Annotated in this window: 19 protein-coding genes; 8 read left to right on the plus strand and 11 right to left on the minus strand. The window is 58.6% G+C overall.

Features of this window, described 5'->3' with window-relative positions:
* The first annotated feature begins 11 nt into the window (after nucleotides 1-11).
* Nucleotides 12-746: a bifunctional 2-polyprenyl-6-hydroxyphenol methylase/3-demethylubiquinol 3-O-methyltransferase UbiG gene (ubiG, locus tag HQL98_08890; protein ID MBF0272163.1), complete on the plus strand. Its 735-nt coding sequence runs from the start codon at nucleotides 12-14 to the stop codon at nucleotides 744-746.
* On the opposite strand, the gene HQL98_08895 is transcribed toward ubiG, so the two are convergent.
* Nucleotides 694-1026: a hypothetical protein gene (locus tag HQL98_08895; GenBank protein ID MBF0272164.1), complete on the minus strand. Its 333-nt coding sequence runs from the start codon at nucleotides 1024-1026 to the stop codon at nucleotides 694-696. The two genes, ubiG and HQL98_08895, sit on opposite strands and share 53 nt — an antisense overlap.
* 48 nt (nucleotides 1027-1074) lie before the next feature.
* Here HQL98_08895 and HQL98_08900 point away from each other — a divergent pair, with 48 nt between their 5' ends.
* From HQL98_08900 to HQL98_08915, 4 genes are all read left to right on the plus strand, one after another.
* Nucleotides 1075-2073 carry an RluA family pseudouridine synthase gene (locus tag HQL98_08900; protein ID MBF0272165.1) on the plus strand — a complete coding sequence of 333 codons (999 nt, stop codon included), beginning with the start codon at nucleotides 1075-1077 and terminating at the stop codon, nucleotides 2071-2073.
* A gap of 43 nt (nucleotides 2074-2116) precedes the next feature.
* A complete protein-coding gene (locus HQL98_08905; protein ID MBF0272166.1) occupies nucleotides 2117-4567 on the plus strand; it encodes a response regulator in 2451 nt (816 codons plus the stop codon).
* The gene (locus HQL98_08910; protein MBF0272167.1) at nucleotides 4540-4950 is read left to right on the plus strand and encodes a hypothetical protein; all 411 of its coding nucleotides are present in this window, start codon (nucleotides 4540-4542) and stop codon (nucleotides 4948-4950) included. Before HQL98_08905 ends, HQL98_08910 begins: the two co-directional genes overlap by 28 nt.
* Before the next feature lie 69 nt (nucleotides 4951-5019).
* Complete coding sequence (locus tag HQL98_08915) at nucleotides 5020-7905, plus strand: hypothetical protein (GenBank protein ID MBF0272168.1); 2886 nt, start codon at nucleotides 5020-5022, stop codon at nucleotides 7903-7905.
* Nucleotides 7906-8067: 162 nt separating this feature from the next.
* Here the strand turns inward: HQL98_08915 and HQL98_08920 are convergent, their stop codons facing one another.
* Entirely contained in the window at nucleotides 8068-8229 is a 162-nt protein-coding gene (locus HQL98_08920; protein ID MBF0272169.1) for a hypothetical protein, read from the minus strand.
* Between the two features lie 283 nt (nucleotides 8230-8512).
* On the opposite strand from HQL98_08920, the gene HQL98_08925 reads away from it, so the two are divergent.
* Together HQL98_08925 and HQL98_08930 are read left to right on the plus strand one after the other, a co-directional pair.
* Nucleotides 8513-9892: an AAA family ATPase gene (locus HQL98_08925; GenBank protein MBF0272170.1), complete on the plus strand. Its 1380-nt coding sequence runs from the start codon at nucleotides 8513-8515 to the stop codon at nucleotides 9890-9892.
* On the plus strand, nucleotides 9889-10506 hold the full coding sequence (locus HQL98_08930; GenBank protein MBF0272171.1) for an RloB domain-containing protein: 618 nt from the start codon (nucleotides 9889-9891) through the stop codon (nucleotides 10504-10506). Before HQL98_08925 ends, HQL98_08930 begins: the two co-directional genes overlap by 4 nt.
* Nucleotides 10507-10880: 374 nt before the next feature.
* Here HQL98_08930 and csrA read toward each other — a convergent pair whose 3' ends face one another.
* From csrA to flgF, 9 genes are all read right to left on the minus strand, one after another.
* Nucleotides 10881-11114, minus strand: coding sequence for a carbon storage regulator CsrA (gene csrA / locus HQL98_08935; protein MBF0272172.1), 234 nt, complete (start codon nucleotides 11112-11114; stop codon nucleotides 10881-10883).
* 93 nt (nucleotides 11115-11207) lie between these two features.
* Nucleotides 11208-11723, minus strand: coding sequence for a flagellar protein FlgN (locus HQL98_08940; GenBank protein ID MBF0272173.1), 516 nt, complete (start codon nucleotides 11721-11723; stop codon nucleotides 11208-11210).
* A gap of 23 nt (nucleotides 11724-11746) precedes the next feature.
* Entirely contained in the window at nucleotides 11747-12055 is a 309-nt protein-coding gene (gene flgM, locus HQL98_08945; GenBank protein ID MBF0272174.1) for a flagellar biosynthesis anti-sigma factor FlgM, read from the minus strand.
* Between the two features lie 50 nt (nucleotides 12056-12105).
* Nucleotides 12106-12621, minus strand: a complete 516-nt coding sequence (locus HQL98_08950; GenBank protein ID MBF0272175.1) for a rod-binding protein — start codon at nucleotides 12619-12621, stop codon at nucleotides 12106-12108.
* Complete coding sequence (locus tag HQL98_08955) at nucleotides 12618-13730, minus strand: flagellar basal body P-ring protein FlgI (GenBank protein MBF0272176.1); 1113 nt, start codon at nucleotides 13728-13730, stop codon at nucleotides 12618-12620. Before HQL98_08955 ends, HQL98_08950 begins: the two co-directional genes overlap by 4 nt.
* Before the next feature lie 5 nt (nucleotides 13731-13735).
* Complete coding sequence (locus HQL98_08960; GenBank protein MBF0272177.1) at nucleotides 13736-14455, minus strand: flagellar basal body L-ring protein FlgH; 720 nt, start codon at nucleotides 14453-14455, stop codon at nucleotides 13736-13738.
* Nucleotides 14456-14483: 28 nt separating this feature from the next.
* Entirely contained in the window at nucleotides 14484-15224 is a 741-nt protein-coding gene (gene flgA, locus HQL98_08965) for a flagellar basal body P-ring formation protein FlgA (GenBank protein MBF0272178.1), read from the minus strand.
* 31 nt (nucleotides 15225-15255) lie between these two features.
* Nucleotides 15256-16065, minus strand: coding sequence for a flagellar basal-body rod protein FlgG (flgG, locus tag HQL98_08970; protein MBF0272179.1), 810 nt, complete (start codon nucleotides 16063-16065; stop codon nucleotides 15256-15258).
* Nucleotides 16066-16108: 43 nt separating this feature from the next.
* Nucleotides 16109-16918 (minus strand): flagellar basal-body rod protein FlgF, encoded by an 810-nt coding sequence (flgF, locus tag HQL98_08975; GenBank protein ID MBF0272180.1) that lies wholly within the window; start codon nucleotides 16916-16918, stop codon nucleotides 16109-16111.
* Between the two features lie 249 nt (nucleotides 16919-17167).
* On the opposite strand from flgF, the gene mazG reads away from it, so the two are divergent.
* Entirely contained in the window at nucleotides 17168-17977 is an 810-nt protein-coding gene (gene mazG, locus HQL98_08980) for a nucleoside triphosphate pyrophosphohydrolase (GenBank protein ID MBF0272181.1), read from the plus strand.
* The last annotated feature ends 5 nt before the right edge of the window (nucleotides 17978-17982 follow it).

Consider the following 17982-nt stretch of genomic DNA (forward strand, 5'->3'; position numbering starts at 1 on the left):
GGGAGGAGTGCATGTCCACAGAAGATCCGGAGGAGATCGCCAAATTTGAAAGAATGGCCAACGAATGGTGGGATCCCGACGGCAAGTTCAAGCCTTTGCACCGCATCAACCCGTTGCGCACCGAATACATCCGCAAGCAGTTGCGCCCCTCCGGGGGGGGACTGGAAGGGCTGGAAATCCTCGACATCGGCTGCGGGGGAGGCATCCTGGCCGAGTCCATGGACGGCCTCGGGGGACGGGTCACAGCCATCGATCGCTCGGCCACCATCATCGGCGTGGCCCAGGCCCATCAGAAGGAGAGCGGCTCCCAGGTGATCTACCGGGTGCAATCCCTGGCGGAACTGGCCCGGGAACGCCCGGAATCATTCGACGTGGTGCTGGCCATGGAAGTGCTGGAACATGTGCCGGACGTGCCGGCCTTTCTGATGGAATGCGCCACCCTACTCAAACCGGGCGGCACGTTCTTTTTCGCCACCCTCAACAAGACCTTCCAGGCGTGGCTGATGGCCATCGTGGGGGCGGAATACGTGCTGCGCTGGCTGCCCAAAGGCACCCACGAGTTCGACAAGTTCATCCGCCCGTCGGATCTGGGCCGCTGGCTGCGCCATACGGGAGTCGAGATGCGGGATGTGACCGGCATGCGCTACATTCCCTGGCGGGACTCCTGGGAGTTGGCGGTGGGCAAGGCGGATGTCAACTACCTGGGCCACGGGGTGCGGACGGGGGAGCTTCCGGCGTCAGAATGACGCGCCGCTTCAGCTTGCCCTGGGCGGAAAAAAACAGCATCTGACCGCCGCCCTGGGGCAACTCCACCAATACGGCGGCTCCGCTGTCCAGTCCGGCCAGTTGGGTCACCCGCGCACCGGCAGGCAGGGTGAGGGTCTCTTCCATCCGGGGAGCCCCTTCCGCCTCCGGCACGGGATTCGCGGGACGGGTGGCCCGGTCCTGAATGCGGGTGACCAGCGCCCCCAATCCCACCAGAATCAACACAGCCCCGAACACCACAAAAAACTTGACTACCTTCATTGCGCCATTTCTCCCGATCCAAACCATTCACCCGGATGGAGTGCCCCCATGAACCTGCCCGGTCCCGACACCCCACCCATCCGTTCCATCCGCATCCCCGACGACCTTGACGGGGAACGGCTCGACAAGGCTTTGGCCACCGCCGACCCGACCTTGAGCCGTTCCGCGCTTCAGCGACTGCTCAAGACTGGCAGCGTCACCCGTGCGGACGGCCCCCCGCCCCGGCCCGACGACAAGGCCATGGCCGGGGAAATCTTTCTGCTGGCCATTCCCGCCCCCCGTCCCATCGAGGCCCGTCCCGAGGAAATCCCCCTGGATGTGATCTTTGAAGATGATGACATCATCGTGATCAACAAGCCAGCGGGTCTGGCGGTTCACGCCGGAGCGGGCCGTCACGACGGGGTGCTGGTCAACGCCCTGCTGCACCACTGCGGCGGTCCGGAACGGGCCGGGGGACTGTCGGGGATCGGCGGAGCCATCCGCCCCGGCATCGTCCACCGTCTGGACATGGAGACCAGCGGCCTGCTGGTGGCGGCCAAAAATGACCACGCCCATCTCCATCTGGCGGAACAGTTCGCCAGCCATTCCGCCTTTCGGCGTTATCTGGCCCTGGCCCGGGGCAACCTGACCACCCCCCAAGGCTCCATCGACGCCCCCATTGGCCGCCATCCCAAAGACCGGAAAAAAATGGCGGTGGAACCCCGTCATGGTCGCCACGCCGTCACCCACTGGCAACGGCTGGAGTCTTTGACCGGTTTCACTCTGGTGGCCTGTCGTCTGGAAACCGGTCGCACCCATCAGATTCGGGTCCACATGGCCCATATCGGTCATCCACTGCTGGGGGATCCCCTCTATGCCCGCCCCTTTCACCCCCCCCAGGAGTGGCCCGAAGAACGCCGGGAAATCGTGTTGTCCTTTCGTCGTCAGGCGCTCCACGCCCGACAACTGACCATCACCCATCCCACCACCTTGAAGGAGATGTCGTTCACCGCCGAACCCCCGGAAGATTTCAACCGGCTCCTCGTGTCCCTGCGCGTTCCCCGATGAAAAATCAATTGGCTTTGACGTCGGATTATTATATAAAAAATGGATGAACACACATTCCTTTCCCCTCTGGTCCGGCTCCCTTTCGTCTTCCGATCACCCCTCGGGAACCGCCGTCTTTCACCAGGTCTCCTCCCATCTGGAAGAGGGATTGTACATTCTGGACCGGGAGGGTCGAATCATTTTTTTCAATGAAATCGCCGAAAAATTGCTGGGCTGGAAACAATACGAACTGCTCGGCAAAAATCCCCACGATCGGCTCCATTTCCAGAACGCCTCCGGCGAGCATGTCCCCACGGAGCAATGTCCGATTTTGCAATGTGTGCAGCGGGGGGAGAGCTTTCACGCCGACGAGGATGTCTTCACCCATCGAGATGGCCATCTCATCCCGGTTTCGGTGACCGCCGCCCCCTTGCGGGAACAGGGTCGCATTGTCGGCAGTTTCGCCCTTTTCAAGGATCTGAATCTGCGCAAGCAGTGGGAACGGGAAATCAAACAGGCCCGGGACATCGCCCTGGAGACCGCACGCCTCAAATCGGAATTCCTGGCTAATATGAGCCACGAAATCCGCACCCCGATCAACGGGGTGATCGGCATGACCGATCTGCTCCTCGACACCAAACTCAACAAGGATCAAAAAGAGTTGGCCACCACCTTGCGGGAGTCGGCCCAGGCGTTGTTGACCATCATCAACGACATCCTGGACTTCTCCAGCCTGGAAGCAGGCCGAATGGAAACCTCTGCCACCCCTTTCAGCCCCATCAAGGTGGTAGAAGAGGTCTCCGAACTGCTTTCGTCCCATGCCCAAAGGAAAAACATCGAACTGCTCACCGATGTCAGTCCCAAACTGCCCAATCTGTTGCTGGGGGATCCCGCCCGGCTGCGACAAATTCTCCTGAATCTGGTGGGCAACGCGGTCAAGTTCACCCGCAAGGGACAGGTGGTCATCCAGGCCCGCTTGACAGAAAAAAGCAAATCCCCGCTCATGGTACGCTTCACCGTCGCCGATACCGGCATCGGCATTCCCAAGACCGCCTGGCATCGGTTGTTCCAGCCTTTCGCCCAGGTGGACGGCTCTTCGACCCGGGCCTTCGGAGGCATGGGATTGGGACTGTCCATCGCCAACCGTCTGGTGGAGTTGATGGGCGGCGAAATGGGCATGACCAGCCGTCGGGGCAAAGGTTCCACCTTCTGGTTCACGGTCCCGTTTCCCCTCCACGCGGAAAACGGCAACGATCCCCACCCGACCCAACACACCACCCATCTCAAAGGTCTCAAGGCCCTGGTGGTGGATCCCCGTCAGACCAGTCAGACCATTCTGCTCAACCATCTGCTCAACTGGAACATGAAAGGGGCCGCCGTGGAAAGCCCGGAGGAGGCATTGGCCTATCTCCGCCACGAAGCCAAGGCCGGGGCGCCCTGCGATCTGCTGCTGCTGGCCGCCTCCCCCATTCCTTTGGAGCAGTGTCTGGAACTGGGCCGGACCATCACCGAGGATCGCTCCATCCCCCCGGTGGGACTGATCCTGATCACCGGCATCCACGAAAACCGCTGGTTCGACGAAGCCCGCAAAGTCGGTTTCGTGGCCCATCTCACCCGCCCCTTGCACCGTCATCAACTGCTGGACCGGCTGCTTTCCCTGGTGAATCCGGAACCGCTGTCCGACGCGGATCCCACACCTCCGGACAAAACCCCACCGGTGGATCAACCCCCTTCCGCCCACAACCGGACCGAGGAACTGGGGGAACGGATGATTCTGCTGGCGGAAGACAACGCGGTCAATCAGAAGGTGGCCCAGATGCAAATCCATCGTCTGGGGTTCACGGTGCATACCGTGGCCAATGGCAAGGATGCGATCCAGGCGTTGCAATCCGGTTCGTATGCCATGATCCTGATGGATTGTCACATGCCGATCCTGGACGGATTGCAAGCCACCCGCGCCATCCGCCAGATGGAAACCCTGGAAAACCGTCCGCGGATTCCCATCATCGCCCTCACCGCCAACACCCTGCCCGGCGATCAGCAACGCTGTCTGGATCACGGCATGGACGACACCATCACCAAGCCGATCCGCATCGAGGATCTGGCCGCCCGTCTGGACCAGTGGCTGCCCAACCGCCCGGCCCCGACGGCCTCACCCCCTCCGGATACCAACGAGGCCCTGGCCCTGCCCCCCATCTCCCTGGATCTGCTGAGAAGCCATTTCGGTCGCGATCCCAAGGTGATTCTGGAATTCATCGAGGCCTTTCTCTCGTCGGCTTCGGTGATCATTGCAAAATTGAAGAAAAATCTTAAGATCAAGGACACCGCATCCCTGGATGAGAACGCCCACGAACTCCGGGGAGCCAGCGCCAACATGGGAGCCCATCTCATGTCCCGGCTCTGCATTCAATTGCAAGACGCGGCCAAAAACAACGACCCCGGCGAATGCCGTTTGCTGATCGATCGGATACAAAAGGAATTCCGCCGATGCGAGAATTATATCAAGAAGATCTGACCCCTCCCCTGCCCGCTTCCGGTCGTCGGCACCGTTGGCTGGCCCTGGCCAGCCAACACCCGCCGGAATGGCTCGCCGCCTTTCTGGAATCCCCCTCGGCCCGCTGGGTGGTGGTGACCGAAGACGGCCCCGCGGAAGATCGACAACGGTATGTCGCCTATCTGGAGGAGGCCGCCGATCTGCCCTACTGGGCCTTCGCCCTGGCCAAGGGATATCTGGACGACGTGGGAGAGTGGCCACTATTCGGCCTGCCCGTCGAAGAGGCCTTGAACGCCCTGGACGATCACGCCGACCCGATCCGCGGCGTCCGGGAGATCCTGGCCGGCATCCAACCGGTCTGGCCCGATTTCAAGGTGATCCACGTGGGCGAAGAGTCCCGATGACCCCATTTCAACCCCCCGGCCATCCCAGGTCGCATCCGAATCCGTCACGTCGCGCCACTGGAGTTCCCCATGAAGGTTTATAACATCCGACTGCGTGAAAACCGCCTTGTGCCGCGTTTGCCTTCCGAGGTGGACCCACACGCCCGCAAAAAACTGCGGGATCTGCGCGAGGAGATCCTCTCCTTGTTGACCCGGCAACGGTTCATCTCCTTCATCAAGCAGCCGAAGCTCCACTTTGACAACCAGCTCAACTGCCTGTGGCTGTTGCACGAGTTCAACTCCACCCCGGAACAGATGTTCCAGCATGTGGCCCGGTTGCAAATTTACGCCTTCCGCCACTGGGAAATCCCCTCCATGGAGGAGTTGCGCTCCATCGCCCGGGAGGATCTGTTCCGCAATCACGAAAAATTCCGGGGCGCCACCATTCTGTCCCGGGATCCGGCCACCAGCGGACCGGGCTATCGCACCATCACCTTCGGCGGCGCGGTCGGTGAAACCGAAGCCACGGACGCCTTGCAGATGGTGCTGCCCATCCACCGGGTGGCGCAACGGGACGTGTTCGCGTTCATTTTGAACCATGGACTGATCCCCCGGGATGTCACCGGCGTCGGGGACAAGATGCACGAGCTTTATTTGCTCACCAAGGAGCTGAACGAAAAAAACCGCAACACCACCGAACCCACCCTGCCCTCCCTCAAGGCCTTGCAAAACCGTCTGATGGAAGGGGACTGGATCCGCGCCCGTCTGCCCATTTTAGAACCATCCTATCTGACGGACATGGAAAAAGGGTTGTGGGAGCTGTATCAACCGGTGCCCCCCACCGGCAAAGGGTGGATCGAAATGACCCTGGATCCCCCCTGGGAGGCGCGCAACCCGGAACTCGACGTGCGCAAAGGGGTGATCGCCATCGATTTCGGCACCAGTTCCACGGTGGTGGCCTGCCGGGAAAACGGCAAGACCACTCTGCTGCGGGTCGGCATGCCGGATTTCTTCCGCAAGCCCGCTCCGGCGGACTATCAAAACCCCACGGTGCTGGAGTTCATCCATCTGCCCCGTCTGCTGGCCGCCTGGACCGGCGAGGCCCATCAGCCCTTGACCCGCTGGGACGACTTCCACTTTTCCCACGAAGCCTTGAAAAACTTCCGGGAAAATGAGGCCAATCAACGGATCGTGGCCAGCATGCTCACCAACATCAAACAATGGCCCCTCTCTCCGCCGGAGACCCGTTCCCGCCGCATCACCGATCAAAACACCGGACTGGAGCTGGAAATCCATGCCACGGACGCCCCCATGCCGGTACGGGGCCAACCCATCGCGGTCTCCAGGGAAGATCCCTTCGATCCCATCGAGCTGTACGCCTACTATCTGGGATTGTTCATCAATCACCGCTCCAACGGACTTTTCCTGGAGTATTACATGACCTTTCCGGTCACCTATCCCCGCGAGATCAAACGCACCATCCTCACCGCCTTCTCCCGCGGGCTGATGCGCAGCCTGCCGGAATCCCTGATGGCCAGCCCGATGATGGAGCGGTTCCAGATGCGGGAGGAGGCCTCGGAACCGGCAGCCTACGCGGCCTGCGCCCTGGAGGAGCTCGACATCGTTCCGACCCTGCACGGCACCGCCTACGCGGTCTTCGACTTCGGCGGCGGCAGCACGGATTTCGATTTCGGACTGTACCGCATGCCCACCCCCGAAGAGACCGAACAGGGATACGAACGGGTGATCGAGCGGTTCGGGGCCAGCGGCGACATGTATCTGGGTGGTGAGAATCTGGTGGCCAATCTGGCCTACATCGCCTTCAAACAAAACCTGGAAAGCTGCCGGGAACATCAACTGCCCTTCTCCATCCCCCCGGAAGCGGAAAAATTCCCGGGACACGAGCTGTTCCTGGACAACTCCCACGTGGCCCAAACCAATACCGCGCTGCTCACCGCCAAAGTGCGGCAGATGTGGGAAAATTTCCGCTGGGATCTGGAAGATCCCCACCAGTCGGATCCCAACCATAAAAAAAGCTCCCGTCGCCAATCCGACCGCATCGCCGACGCCTTGAGCCAATTCCTGGTGGACGAAAATTTCGCCCTCGCCCCCGGAACCCTGACCCTCGCCCCCCCGGATAACGTACTGGAAGTACAAATCGAATTTCTCAACCGGGCCAGAGAGAAGGTGCCGGTCCTGTTCCGCATCGACCGGGACCAGATCAATCATTTCCTGGTCAAACGGGTGGGCAAAGGGATTCACCGCTTTTTCATCGCCATGAAACGGGCCTTTGAAAACCGCAACCTCGCCCCCCGGGAGGTCCACATCCTGCAAGCCGGCAACGCCAGTCGCGCCCTGCTGGTGCAGGCGCTGTTCGCGGCCATGCTGCAAAACAAGATGTTCAAATGGTGCCCTCCCCCGGAAGGCATCGCCAAAAACACCGCCCTGGAAGAGATCCAACGGGCGGTGGCCTTTCCCCATTTCGTGGTGCATCGTCCCCCGGTGGGGGATCCGGACAACCCCTATTGCCCCACGGCCAAAACCGGGGTGGCCATCGGTCTGCTGAAACTGATCCCGGGCGAAACCCTGCTAGCCCTCAACGCCACCCCGTCGTGCGAAAGCGGCGAAGCGCCCTTCCGCATTTTTGTCGGTCGTCTCAATTCCGGTTACTTCCAGCCGATTTTGCACCAGAACGGTCCCTATCGGGAATGGCAGGAACTGGGGGTGCCGACCCGTGGAGCCTTTGTGCTGTTGTACTCCAGTTCGCCCCAGGCGGGCATGGGCAATCTGCCCCGCGGCTCCCAGGAACTCGAAGAAAAGAATGTCACCTTCGGCCCTGGCCATCTCAAGGAAAAACGGCTCTTCATCCAGGCCATCGGTCCCACGGAGGTGGAACTGTGTCTGGCCGACTCTCTGGAGCAGATCCTGCAACGTCCCGAAGAGGTCTTGAACCAGATGCGACTCGCGCTGCAATGAGGTAACGGTGGGGACAAAAAAAACCGGAAAGGCCGGCTTCCAACTTGGAAACCGGCCTTTCCGGGGGTGTCATCAGGCAGGAAAAAAGCAATCAACAGCCTTGCGGCGGCGCGATCAGGAGCCAATCGCCCGAGAAAATACCACCCTTGCAACCTGTGGTGGTTAAGGAACCGATCCTGTCGGGGCGACGGGTGGGCTCGGCTTCTGGTCGTCTTCCTCCGACTCCAGATCCTTGTAAAGCTCCCGCAAATCCTGACGATTGACGCGCAAAACCCAAACGAACAACACCACAAACAGTCCGATGACAATCAGCACTCCGATCATGGGATGGACTCTTTTCAATGGGGTGACGAAACCGGTTGATTCCGTTGTCAGGCCCATTCACAGTGACACTGCCCAGCATACTCTGTCAAGAAAATCGTGGGGGAAAACAGGGCAATCGCATTTCAGAATTGAGTGAGTAGGGTAGCAAGGCGTCGCTTTATTTTCTTTTGAATTTGGATTATCGTTCAAAAAGGTCTTTCCCTGCAATCCTTCACACTCCCCTGACAATAAAATTGGTTTATGGAAATGGCATGAGAAAACCCATTGCAGGAGTCAGATTGAGATGCTGATCGAGTTCACCGTCAAGAATTATCGCTCCATCCATGAGCCGATCGTGCTGAATCTGTCGCCTGCACCAAATATCCGCCGCTTGCCGGAAAATTGTTTTGGCACCCAATTGTCAAGCCAACCGCGCCGTTTGCTGCGTTCCTCGGTGGTCTATGGACCGAATGCCTCCGGGAAAACCAATCTAGTCCGGGCGACTCATTTCATGAGACATCTAGTCCTGAATTCAAATCGCAAATCGGTGGATAATCCCATTTTCCAGGATCCCTTTCTGTTGCATCCCGAGACGCGACAGGCTCCGGCCACTTTTCAGATGATTTTTATTGCCAATGGCGCACGCTATCAATACGGGTTTGAGGTGGACCGGAAAAGGGTGGTGGGTGAGTGGTTGTATCTGTTTTCGAAGCGCCCGGAAAGCGTGGTTTTCCGCAGGGAATATGACGCCGGACAGGACAGTTACTGGGTCGAAAGTGACCTTGGAACGGATATTCGGGATGCCGTGCAATCGCTTCCGGAAGATTGGTTGGCCTTGACACAACTGGGGCAAAAAAAACCGGTTTTGCATGGCGCGTTGAAAAATGTGTACGCTTGGTTTCAAAAGCAATTGCGTGTGATGGATCCTCAACAGAAAGTCATTTTTTCTGAAACTCTAGACTTTTGCGAAACAGCACAAGGACATGATTGGGTCTTGGGGTTTGTCAAGGCTGCTGATTTGGGCATCGATGATATCGTACTCGAAGACGTTAAAGAAGTGCCCGATGAAATCTATCTTGAACTTGCGAATGATTTGATCAATCATGATGAGGGGGTTTCGGAAAGAGTAAAGAGCCAATTAAAGAATGCTGTAGAAAATAAGAACTTTGACATTCTCAATAAAGCTTTCAAGGTCGTTTCAAGAGGGTTGCGTTCCATTCGAACGATGCCGAATACCGGAGAAGCGTTATCGTTCTCTAAAGACATGGAGTCACGAGGCACCAACCAGATGCTCGCTCTGGCTGGGAAATGGCGGGAGATTCTGGACAATGGGCAGGTCTGCTTCATGGATGAGATCGAGGACGGTTTGCACCCCAGGCTGGTGCGATTCTTGTTTGATTTGATCCACGATCCCGAACAAAACCCCAACAATGCCCAACTGATTGCGACCACCCACGATACCACGCTGCTGGATCATCGAATTTTGCGTCTGGATCAGATCTGGTTAATGAACAAAAAACGCGATCACTCTTCCCAGCTTTATGCGCTTTCGGATTTTGATATTCAGCTCAAAAAGCATGAGACGTTGCAGCAACTCTATCTGGATGGAATGTTCGGAGCCGTGCCCATGGTGCGCAAACGGCGATTGTCGGAAGATGTGGCCGGGAAGGAGAAAGGCGCATGAGAATCTCCACCCCCAAGACCACCCTCTCAGCAAGACGTTCAGGCGTACGCCCCAGACCCAAGAAAATGCTGATCGTTTGTGAGGACTCGAAAAGCGGTCTGTATTATCTGGAGGATCTGGTGGATGATTTGCAATTGTCCGCAATCACGGTCGTCAAGCCCAGTGAGCAGGGAACGGATCCTTTGAGCGTGGTGACATTTGCGAAGAGAAGCCTGAAACAGGGAAAATACAACGAGGTTTGCGCTGTTTTCGATGGTGATGGTATTTTGCGGGGTGGTCCGGAAAAGGCTCAGTTTGATGGAGCGATCACCAAGGCAGGAGCGGCACCTGCTATTGAAGTGTATGTTTCTGTTCCGTGTATTGAGTATTGGTTCTTATTGCATTATGGGTTCACAGATAAACCAGATCAAGACTGTGAGAGTATCTGTAACAGGCTTGGCGGTAAAATCAATCAGGAATATTGCAAGTCAATCCATATCTATTCACTCTTTACTCCGGAAAGTCAGTCCCAAGCCATGAAGCATGCCAAGAAGATCCGCGGGCCGCAGAGATTCACCTGCCCCTCGACCGAGATGGATTTGTTGATCGAAAAACTTCAAGCCTGGGTGATCTAATGAACCATTGAAACCGTCATATTGTCCGTTAGCATTTGCTCTCTTCCGGTTCAGAATAATCAATACCCAGCGTCCCGGGCAGGCAGGCCTAATTTGAAATGCAATTGCCTGGGGGGAATAACCGGCGTGGATGAAAACCGGTCCGGTCCAGCATTCGCCAATAGAATTATATAAGTAATTACAACAGACCGACCAAACAGCCCCACCCACGCAGCCAGGGCACGGCGAGACGGATCACGTGTGGGATGACAGGGCGCTGAGCCAGAAAATCACCTCCTGGCGGCGGGACACGGCAGACGGCATGGTGCCCATCCCCTGACAAAGGCAGGCGGCATGGTACTTACCCCCCCTAACAAGCAAGGGGGGAGGATCGATCAGGTCCGCGACAGAATACGCGAGGCGGCATCCAGGGTATCGATGGACATTTTGGTATTGGCCTTGCGGGTTTCGCGCTTGATCTTGTCGTAGATCTCTTCCCGGTGGACCTCCACATCACGGGGGGCATCGATGCCGATGCGCACCTGATTGCCCTTGATGCCCAGCAGGGTAATCTTGATCTCATCGCCGATGTTCAGGCTTTCACCGATTCTGCGCGTTAATATCAACATGTCGTCATCCCTTCCCTGGGGGCAATGGTCTACAGGGTACGCGGGGTTTCCCCACCCCGCGCGATCCTTGGACAGCCCATTGCCAATGGGTCGTTAGAATTGCTTGGACAAAAAATGATAGCTCGGTCCGCTTTGCCGGAAACCGCGTCGATCATAGGCGGTGGATTGCCCCTGCGCGCTTCCTTTCAGAGCGCGCAACATGGTCTCGGTGGCCACCAACACCCCTTTGAAGATCGCCTGATTCTCCCGATTGGAGCGATCCGCCTGTTCGATGCGGTCGCGCAATTTCTGCCGATAGGCCAATAATCCGGTGTTGCCACCCATGGCCAAGTCCAATTCTTTGAGATTCATCGCATCTTTCGCCAATCCCAGCGCCTGCCCCATGCGCTGGGATTGGGCCTGACGGGAGAGATCCATCCGTCGGATCTCCATCAATACCTCCTCCACCTGACGGGCGGCCATCTCCAACTCCTCGGGATTGCGCGCCTTCAAAGCGAGCCTCTCCCGCTCCAGAAGCGGCATCAACCGTTCAAATTGACCGATCAACGGCTCCAGCAGCGTGATGAGTCGTTGCGTTTCGGCAACCGCGTCAAAGGAGGAAGATGACATATGCAAAGCCGACCCCACGTGTTTCAGATTGATTTTTTCCGTTCCATCAAGACCTGACGCAAGATCTTGTCCGCCACCTCCAGGCTGGAAACCTGATACCGACCTCCGGCCAAAGCCTCACGGATCGGTTCCACCAGTTCCACGCGCACATCGGGTGCCGCGTTGATCGCCTCGCCCGCCAGCCCCATGGTTCTGGCTCCCGAGGAAAATTCGGCGTCATCCGCACGCGCTGCCGCGTTACCCGCCACTCCTCCGCCCGACTTCCCCCCCGTGCGTTTGCGGGAGATCCGACCGAGTTGACCGACATTGACGCTTTTGATTCTCGTGACCATGCCTCTTCCATTCCTTCAATCCCGATCCGGTCACGCCTGGACTCAAAACTCTAAGAGTCCCCGCCATGAACCGAACCCTCGGGGCCGACGCGAGGTGGATTGTCCGCCGCTGGTAAATGGGTTTTGGGGGGGAAGTACGGAATCGAACCCGTATTCACCACCCCTGCCTTACCTATCGGCGAATGCGCCGCAGCGTTTAAGGAATTCTCTGTTCCTTGCGCACGATTCACGGCGGATTGGACATCCACGCCCTGCGCGATCTGTTTGGAGACCGTCTGCTTGAAAATGGCCTCCTTCAGACCCAGCCCGCTGCCATTGCGGCTGAAGTTTTTGGCATACTCCCCGTCGAGCATTTCCTCAAAAATCTTCCCGCCCTGACCCTTGGAAAACAGTCCGCCTTTGGGATCCTCGGGCACGGTCTTGCGCATGGCCTTGAACATCTGCTGGATGAACATGGCCTCGAAATCCGCAGTGGCGTTGTTCAACCGGCGTTGATCGTCCTTGGAAATCGACGCCGAGGGTTTGGGCATCGGCGCCGGCGGCAGAGAGGAATCAATGGTACTCACAGGATTTCCAGATCCGCCTGCAAAGCGCCAGCGGCCTTGATGGATTGCAAAATGGCGATCAGATCACGGGGAGTCACCCCCACGCCGTTCAGACCGCGCACCAAGTCTCCGAGAGTAACCCCTTCCGGCATTTCCAGCACTCTGGCGTCTTTTTCCGTGGCGGTCACATTCGTATTGGGGGTCACGGTGGTGGTGCCCTGACCAAGCGCATTGGGTTGGCTGACCTTCGGGGTCTCCTTGATCTTGATGCTCAACCCGCCATGAGCCAAGGCCACGGTGGAAACCCGCACATTCTCACCCATCACGATGGTGCCGGTGCGTTCGTTGACCACAATCCGCGCCCGCTGATCCGGATCCACCTGCACCGCCTCCAGACGGGAGACGAAATTCACCACCTTGCCTTGATAATCCGGCGGAACCGTCAAGGCGATGGTGCCCGAATCCCGGGCCGACGCCAACGGCTTGCCGAACACGTCGTTGATGGACTGCACGATACGATTGGCGGTGGTGAAGTCGGGATTGCGCAAGGAGAGCTGCAACTGCTGTTCCTTGTTGAGTTCAAAATCGATCTCTTTTTCCACGGTCGCCCCGCCGGAGATGCGACCCACCGTGGGATGATTCTTCTGCACCGACGACCCACCCCCCTCGGCGGAAAAACCACCCAGCACCAACGGTCCCTGAGCCACGGCGTAGATGCGACCATCCGCGCCTTTCAGCGGGGTGAGAATCAGGGTACCCCCGTTGAGGCTCTTGGCATCCCCCAGCGACGACAGGGTGACATCCAAACGGCTGCCCTGACGGGCGAACGGCGGCAATGTGGCGGTGACCATCACCGAAGCCACGTTCTTCACCTTGACCCCCTGCTCGGCGGAGATACCCATCCGCTCCAGCATCATCTTGAGGGACTGGTTGGTGAAAGCGGCACTGGAATCACCCGTACCGCTGAGACCCACCACCAGACCGAATCCGGTCAACGGGTTGTCCCGCACCCCTTCGATCTCCACCACGTCCTTGAGACGGGCGGCTTCGACCGGTGGAACGTAGACCAGACCCGGGGCCGCGATCAACAGGGCCAGGATCCAATTCGGGCTGCGGCGATAGGTTTTCATGAACGTCACAGAACGTTAATGGTTGAGAAGAAACGATCGAACCAGCCCGGACGCTGTTGATCGTCAATGTCGCCATCCCCGGAATAATCAATACGCGCATCGGCGATCTGGTCGGAGGTGACCGAATTGTCCGCGCTGATGTCTTCAGGCCGCACCACCCCGGAAAGAATGATGAACTGATTTTCGTGGTTGACGGTGATGTCCCGACGCCCCTCGATCCGCAAATTGCCGTTGGGCAGCACCTGGGTCACGACACAGGAGATTTTCGCTTTCAGCTCGCTTTTGCGATCGGTTTTGCCCTTCCCGCTCAAGGTGCTGTCGTTGGTTCCCCCCAAGGTTGCCGCCACACCACCCGTACCCAAGGTGCTGTTCAGGAGTTTGCCGATATTGTTGCTGCCTGCGGATCCCGAGGTGCCGGTGAGACCCACGGTTTTGCTGCCCGTATGTTCCAGTTTCGTGTTGGCGTCGCTGACCGCGCTGGAGCTTTCCGAAATGATGACCGCGATCAGATCACCAATATTGCGGGCCTTGTTGTCCAAAAACAGGGTATTGCGATCCGTGGTCTGCCAGATGGATCCCTTCTTGGGGGTCAGGCTTTCGGGCGGGGTGGGCTGCACGACGGCAATGGGCGCCGGAGGACGTTCCGTGGCCCGCGTCATGCCGCAACCGCTCACCGCGATCGGCAGCACCGGCAACAGGAGGATCATTTTAGCCAGTCCATTCATTGCATCCACTCCCACCCAAGAGTCAACCTTACCACGCCACCACTTCCGCCCGGCCCGGCCCTGTCACCCGGGCATCGAACCGCCGACGGCTGGAGGGATTTTCCAAAACAATCGTCTCCCCCACACGTCCGGCGGTATGAGCCACCGCGGTGGTTTCAATGTGCAGTCCCCCGCGGGAGGCCGCCACCTGGACCCGTTCACCCCGGGTCACCACCACCGGAGCCGAAAACCAATCGGACTGCAACGGACGGTTGGCCTGAATCTGTCGCGTCACCGACTGGCCCACCACCCGCTTGGGATCTTCCACCAAACCCACCGGAGGACGCTCCAACTCGCTCTCTTCCCACTTCAGATCCGCGTCCGTCACCACGTCCCCCCGTTTCAAGGGCCGCCGCAACACCAGATAACGCATCGACTGCTTCAAGGTGACCGCCACCTGAATGACCGTCGCCACCTTGCCGTTCACCGACACTTCCACCGGGACATTCTGCCGCCCGGTCCGCCACTCCTCCGCAGAGGGCACCACCTTCCAGGTCACTTTCCCGTCGGGCAAGGTCAACTCGTCGCGGTAAAAGACCCGTTCGAGCCGCACCCCTCCGTTTTCCTGATCGAGCAACGCCTTGATCCGCTGCTCGCTCTCCCGGATCACATCGGAACGTTGCAAGACCTGGGCCTGTGCGGAAAAAGACGCGGAAAAGGTCAACAGGCCCATCAACAGCCCCGACACCCATCCTTTCACGCTTACCCGTTCCTCAACGGCCATGGTCATGCCCTCTCGTGATCCAACCCGATCAATCCCGTCAACGCTTCAACTGCGCCACCTGGCTCAACATGTTGTCGGCGGTCTGAATCGCCTTGGTGCCAATCTCGTAGGCCCGTTGCGTGGCGATCATGTCCACCATTTCAGTCACCATATTGACGTTCGACTGCTCCAACACATGCTGACGCAACGCACCCATACCGTCGCTGTCGGGCTTGGCCACCTGCGGCGTGCCGGACGAGGCGCTCTCGACGAACAGGTTGTTGCCGATGGCCGTCAATCCCGATGGATTCACAAAGCGGGCCAATTCAATCTGACCCTGACCGGCCACGAAACCGGGGGAGGTGTTGGTGGAGAAACCCACCGACCCGCCGCTTTCGATGGTGATTCCGGTATGCTTGGTGGGATCCACACCCACGGCGCCACCTTTCAAAGGATAGCCGTCAGCGGTGACGATGTTGCCATCCTTGTTGATCTCGAAGTGACCATCCCGGGTATAGGCCACATCGCCGTTGGGCATTTCGACCTGGAAGAATCCCTGACCGCTGATCATCATGTCCACGTTGAACGGGGCTTCGCTGGTGGGAACCGCGCTGCCCTGGCTGAACTCCTTGGCCACGGCCACCACCTTGACGCCATGTCCCAACTGGATGCCCACCGGAACCTGAGTGCCGGTATCCGAGGTTTCGCTGCCCGCCGGACGCATGTTGGCGTACAGAAGATCCTGGAAATGGGTCCGGGAGTGCTTGAATCCCGAGGTATTCACATTGGCTAGGTTGTTGGATATCACATCGATACTGCGCTCCTGGGCAGACATCCCGGTGGCCGCGGTCCACAATGCACGCATCATAGCATGGTTCTCCTTACACTCGTTCCTGTTGTATGACTAGATTCTATTGACTGCTCAGATGACCGATCTGATTGGCCTGTCCGTCGATGCCATCCAGGGTCTGGATGATCTTCAGATAGTTCTCGAAATTGCGGTTGGCCTCGATCATCTGGGTCATGCCACGCACGGTGTTGGTGTTGGAGGCTTCCAGGAATCCCTGCTTGAATCCGCCACGCGCACCGGTCAAGGCGGTTTCGCTGCCGGCGGGAGCGGCGATGAGATTGTGTCCCATTCGCTTCAAGCCTTCCTTGGGCAATCCCACCCGCATCAGTTGACCCAACTGACCCGCCGAACTGGCCACGGTGCCATCCTGACTGATTTCCACCCCCTGGGTGCCGATGGTCAACGGCGCTCCGCCGCTGCCCAGCACCGGGTAACCATCCTTGGTCACCATTTCGCCCCGCTCGTTGATCTGGAACGAACCGTCTCGGGTATAACGTCTGCCTTCCGGGGTTTCGATCACGAAATAACCCTCCCCATCAATGGCCACGTCCAATGGATTGCCGGTTCCTTTGAGCGCGCCCTGGGTGGTATCGGTCGTGGTACTCGGCGCCGCCGGATAGGACATGCTGTAAGCGCTTGACGCGGGGTTGATAAAGGGATATGGCAATTCCATCGGCCCCTTGTGACCCATGAAGGAATCACCAGGCAGGGGATGTTGCTCCAGGCCGGGTTTGGTCATATAGGATTCAAAGGTGATGTTGCCTTCCTTGAACCCGTTGGTGTTGACGTTGGCCAAATTGTTCGCCAGCACGTCGAGACGCATTTCGGTACGCAAGGCACCGTTTACCGCGGCATAAATTCCACTGTCCATGGATGATACGCTCCCAATGGTCAAACAACCCGATTCGATTCATACAGACATTTCACGCTTCGGATTCCATCAAGCAACAGGCATGCCACCCCATCCAATCCTGTTCATTCCAAAACATTTTCCGTGCGGCTTCGCAGGGTTAGAACCGGCATTCGCCTCCCTTTCCATCCGGATCCGGCGTCGGAACCGTGGCAGTTGCTGCCGAACGGCGGGCAAAGTTGACTCCTTGGCGGCCCCAAAGGTACGATAATGATCGAAAAACACAACTCAGCCTCAACCGCCATGACGGCTCTGGAAAACCTGATGGCCCGGCTGCGGGGACCCGAAGGCTGTCCCTGGGACCGGGCGCAAACCCCGCAGTCCCTGCTTCCCTATACCATCGAGGAGGCCTACGAGGTGGCGGAGGCGGTGGAAACCCGCCATACCGCCGCCTGGAAAGACGAACTGGGAGATTTGTTGTTTCACGTGGTGTTTCACAGCCGCATCGCCGAGGAGGAGGAAGCCTTCACCCTTTCCGACGTGATCACCGGCATCGTGGACAAGATGACCCGACGCCATCCCCACGTCTTCGCCCCGGACGGGGAGGCCCTGCAACAGCCGGATCAGGTGGTGAGTCAGTGGGAGGAGATCAAACGCCAGGAAAAATCCGCGGCCAAGGGACCGCCCTCCCTGTTCGACGATGTCAACAGCCGCCTTCCCGCCCTGTTGTGGGCCGCCAAGGTGCAACGCAAGATGTCCCAGGTGGGTTTCGACTGGGATGGCCCGGAAGGGGTGATGGAAAAGGTCCGGGAGGAACTGGAAGAACTGCGGATCGCCCCGACCCCGGACAACCGGGAAGAGGAGTTGGGGGATCTGCTGTTGACCATCGTCAATCTGGCGGGGCACTACCGCATCAACCCGGAGATGGCCCTGCGTCGGGCCACCCGCAAGGTTCAGGCCCGTTTTCGGCACATGGAACAACGGCTGCGGGAAAATGACCGTTCCCCCACCGACGCATCCCTGGACGAACTGGAAGCGTTGTGGCAGGAGAGCAAACAACAGGGGGAACCGGCTGCATGATACGG

This window comes from Magnetococcales bacterium, from assembly GCA_015231755.1.
Taxonomy (GTDB): Bacteria; Pseudomonadota; Magnetococcia; order Magnetococcales; family Magnetaquicoccaceae; genus Magnetaquiglobus.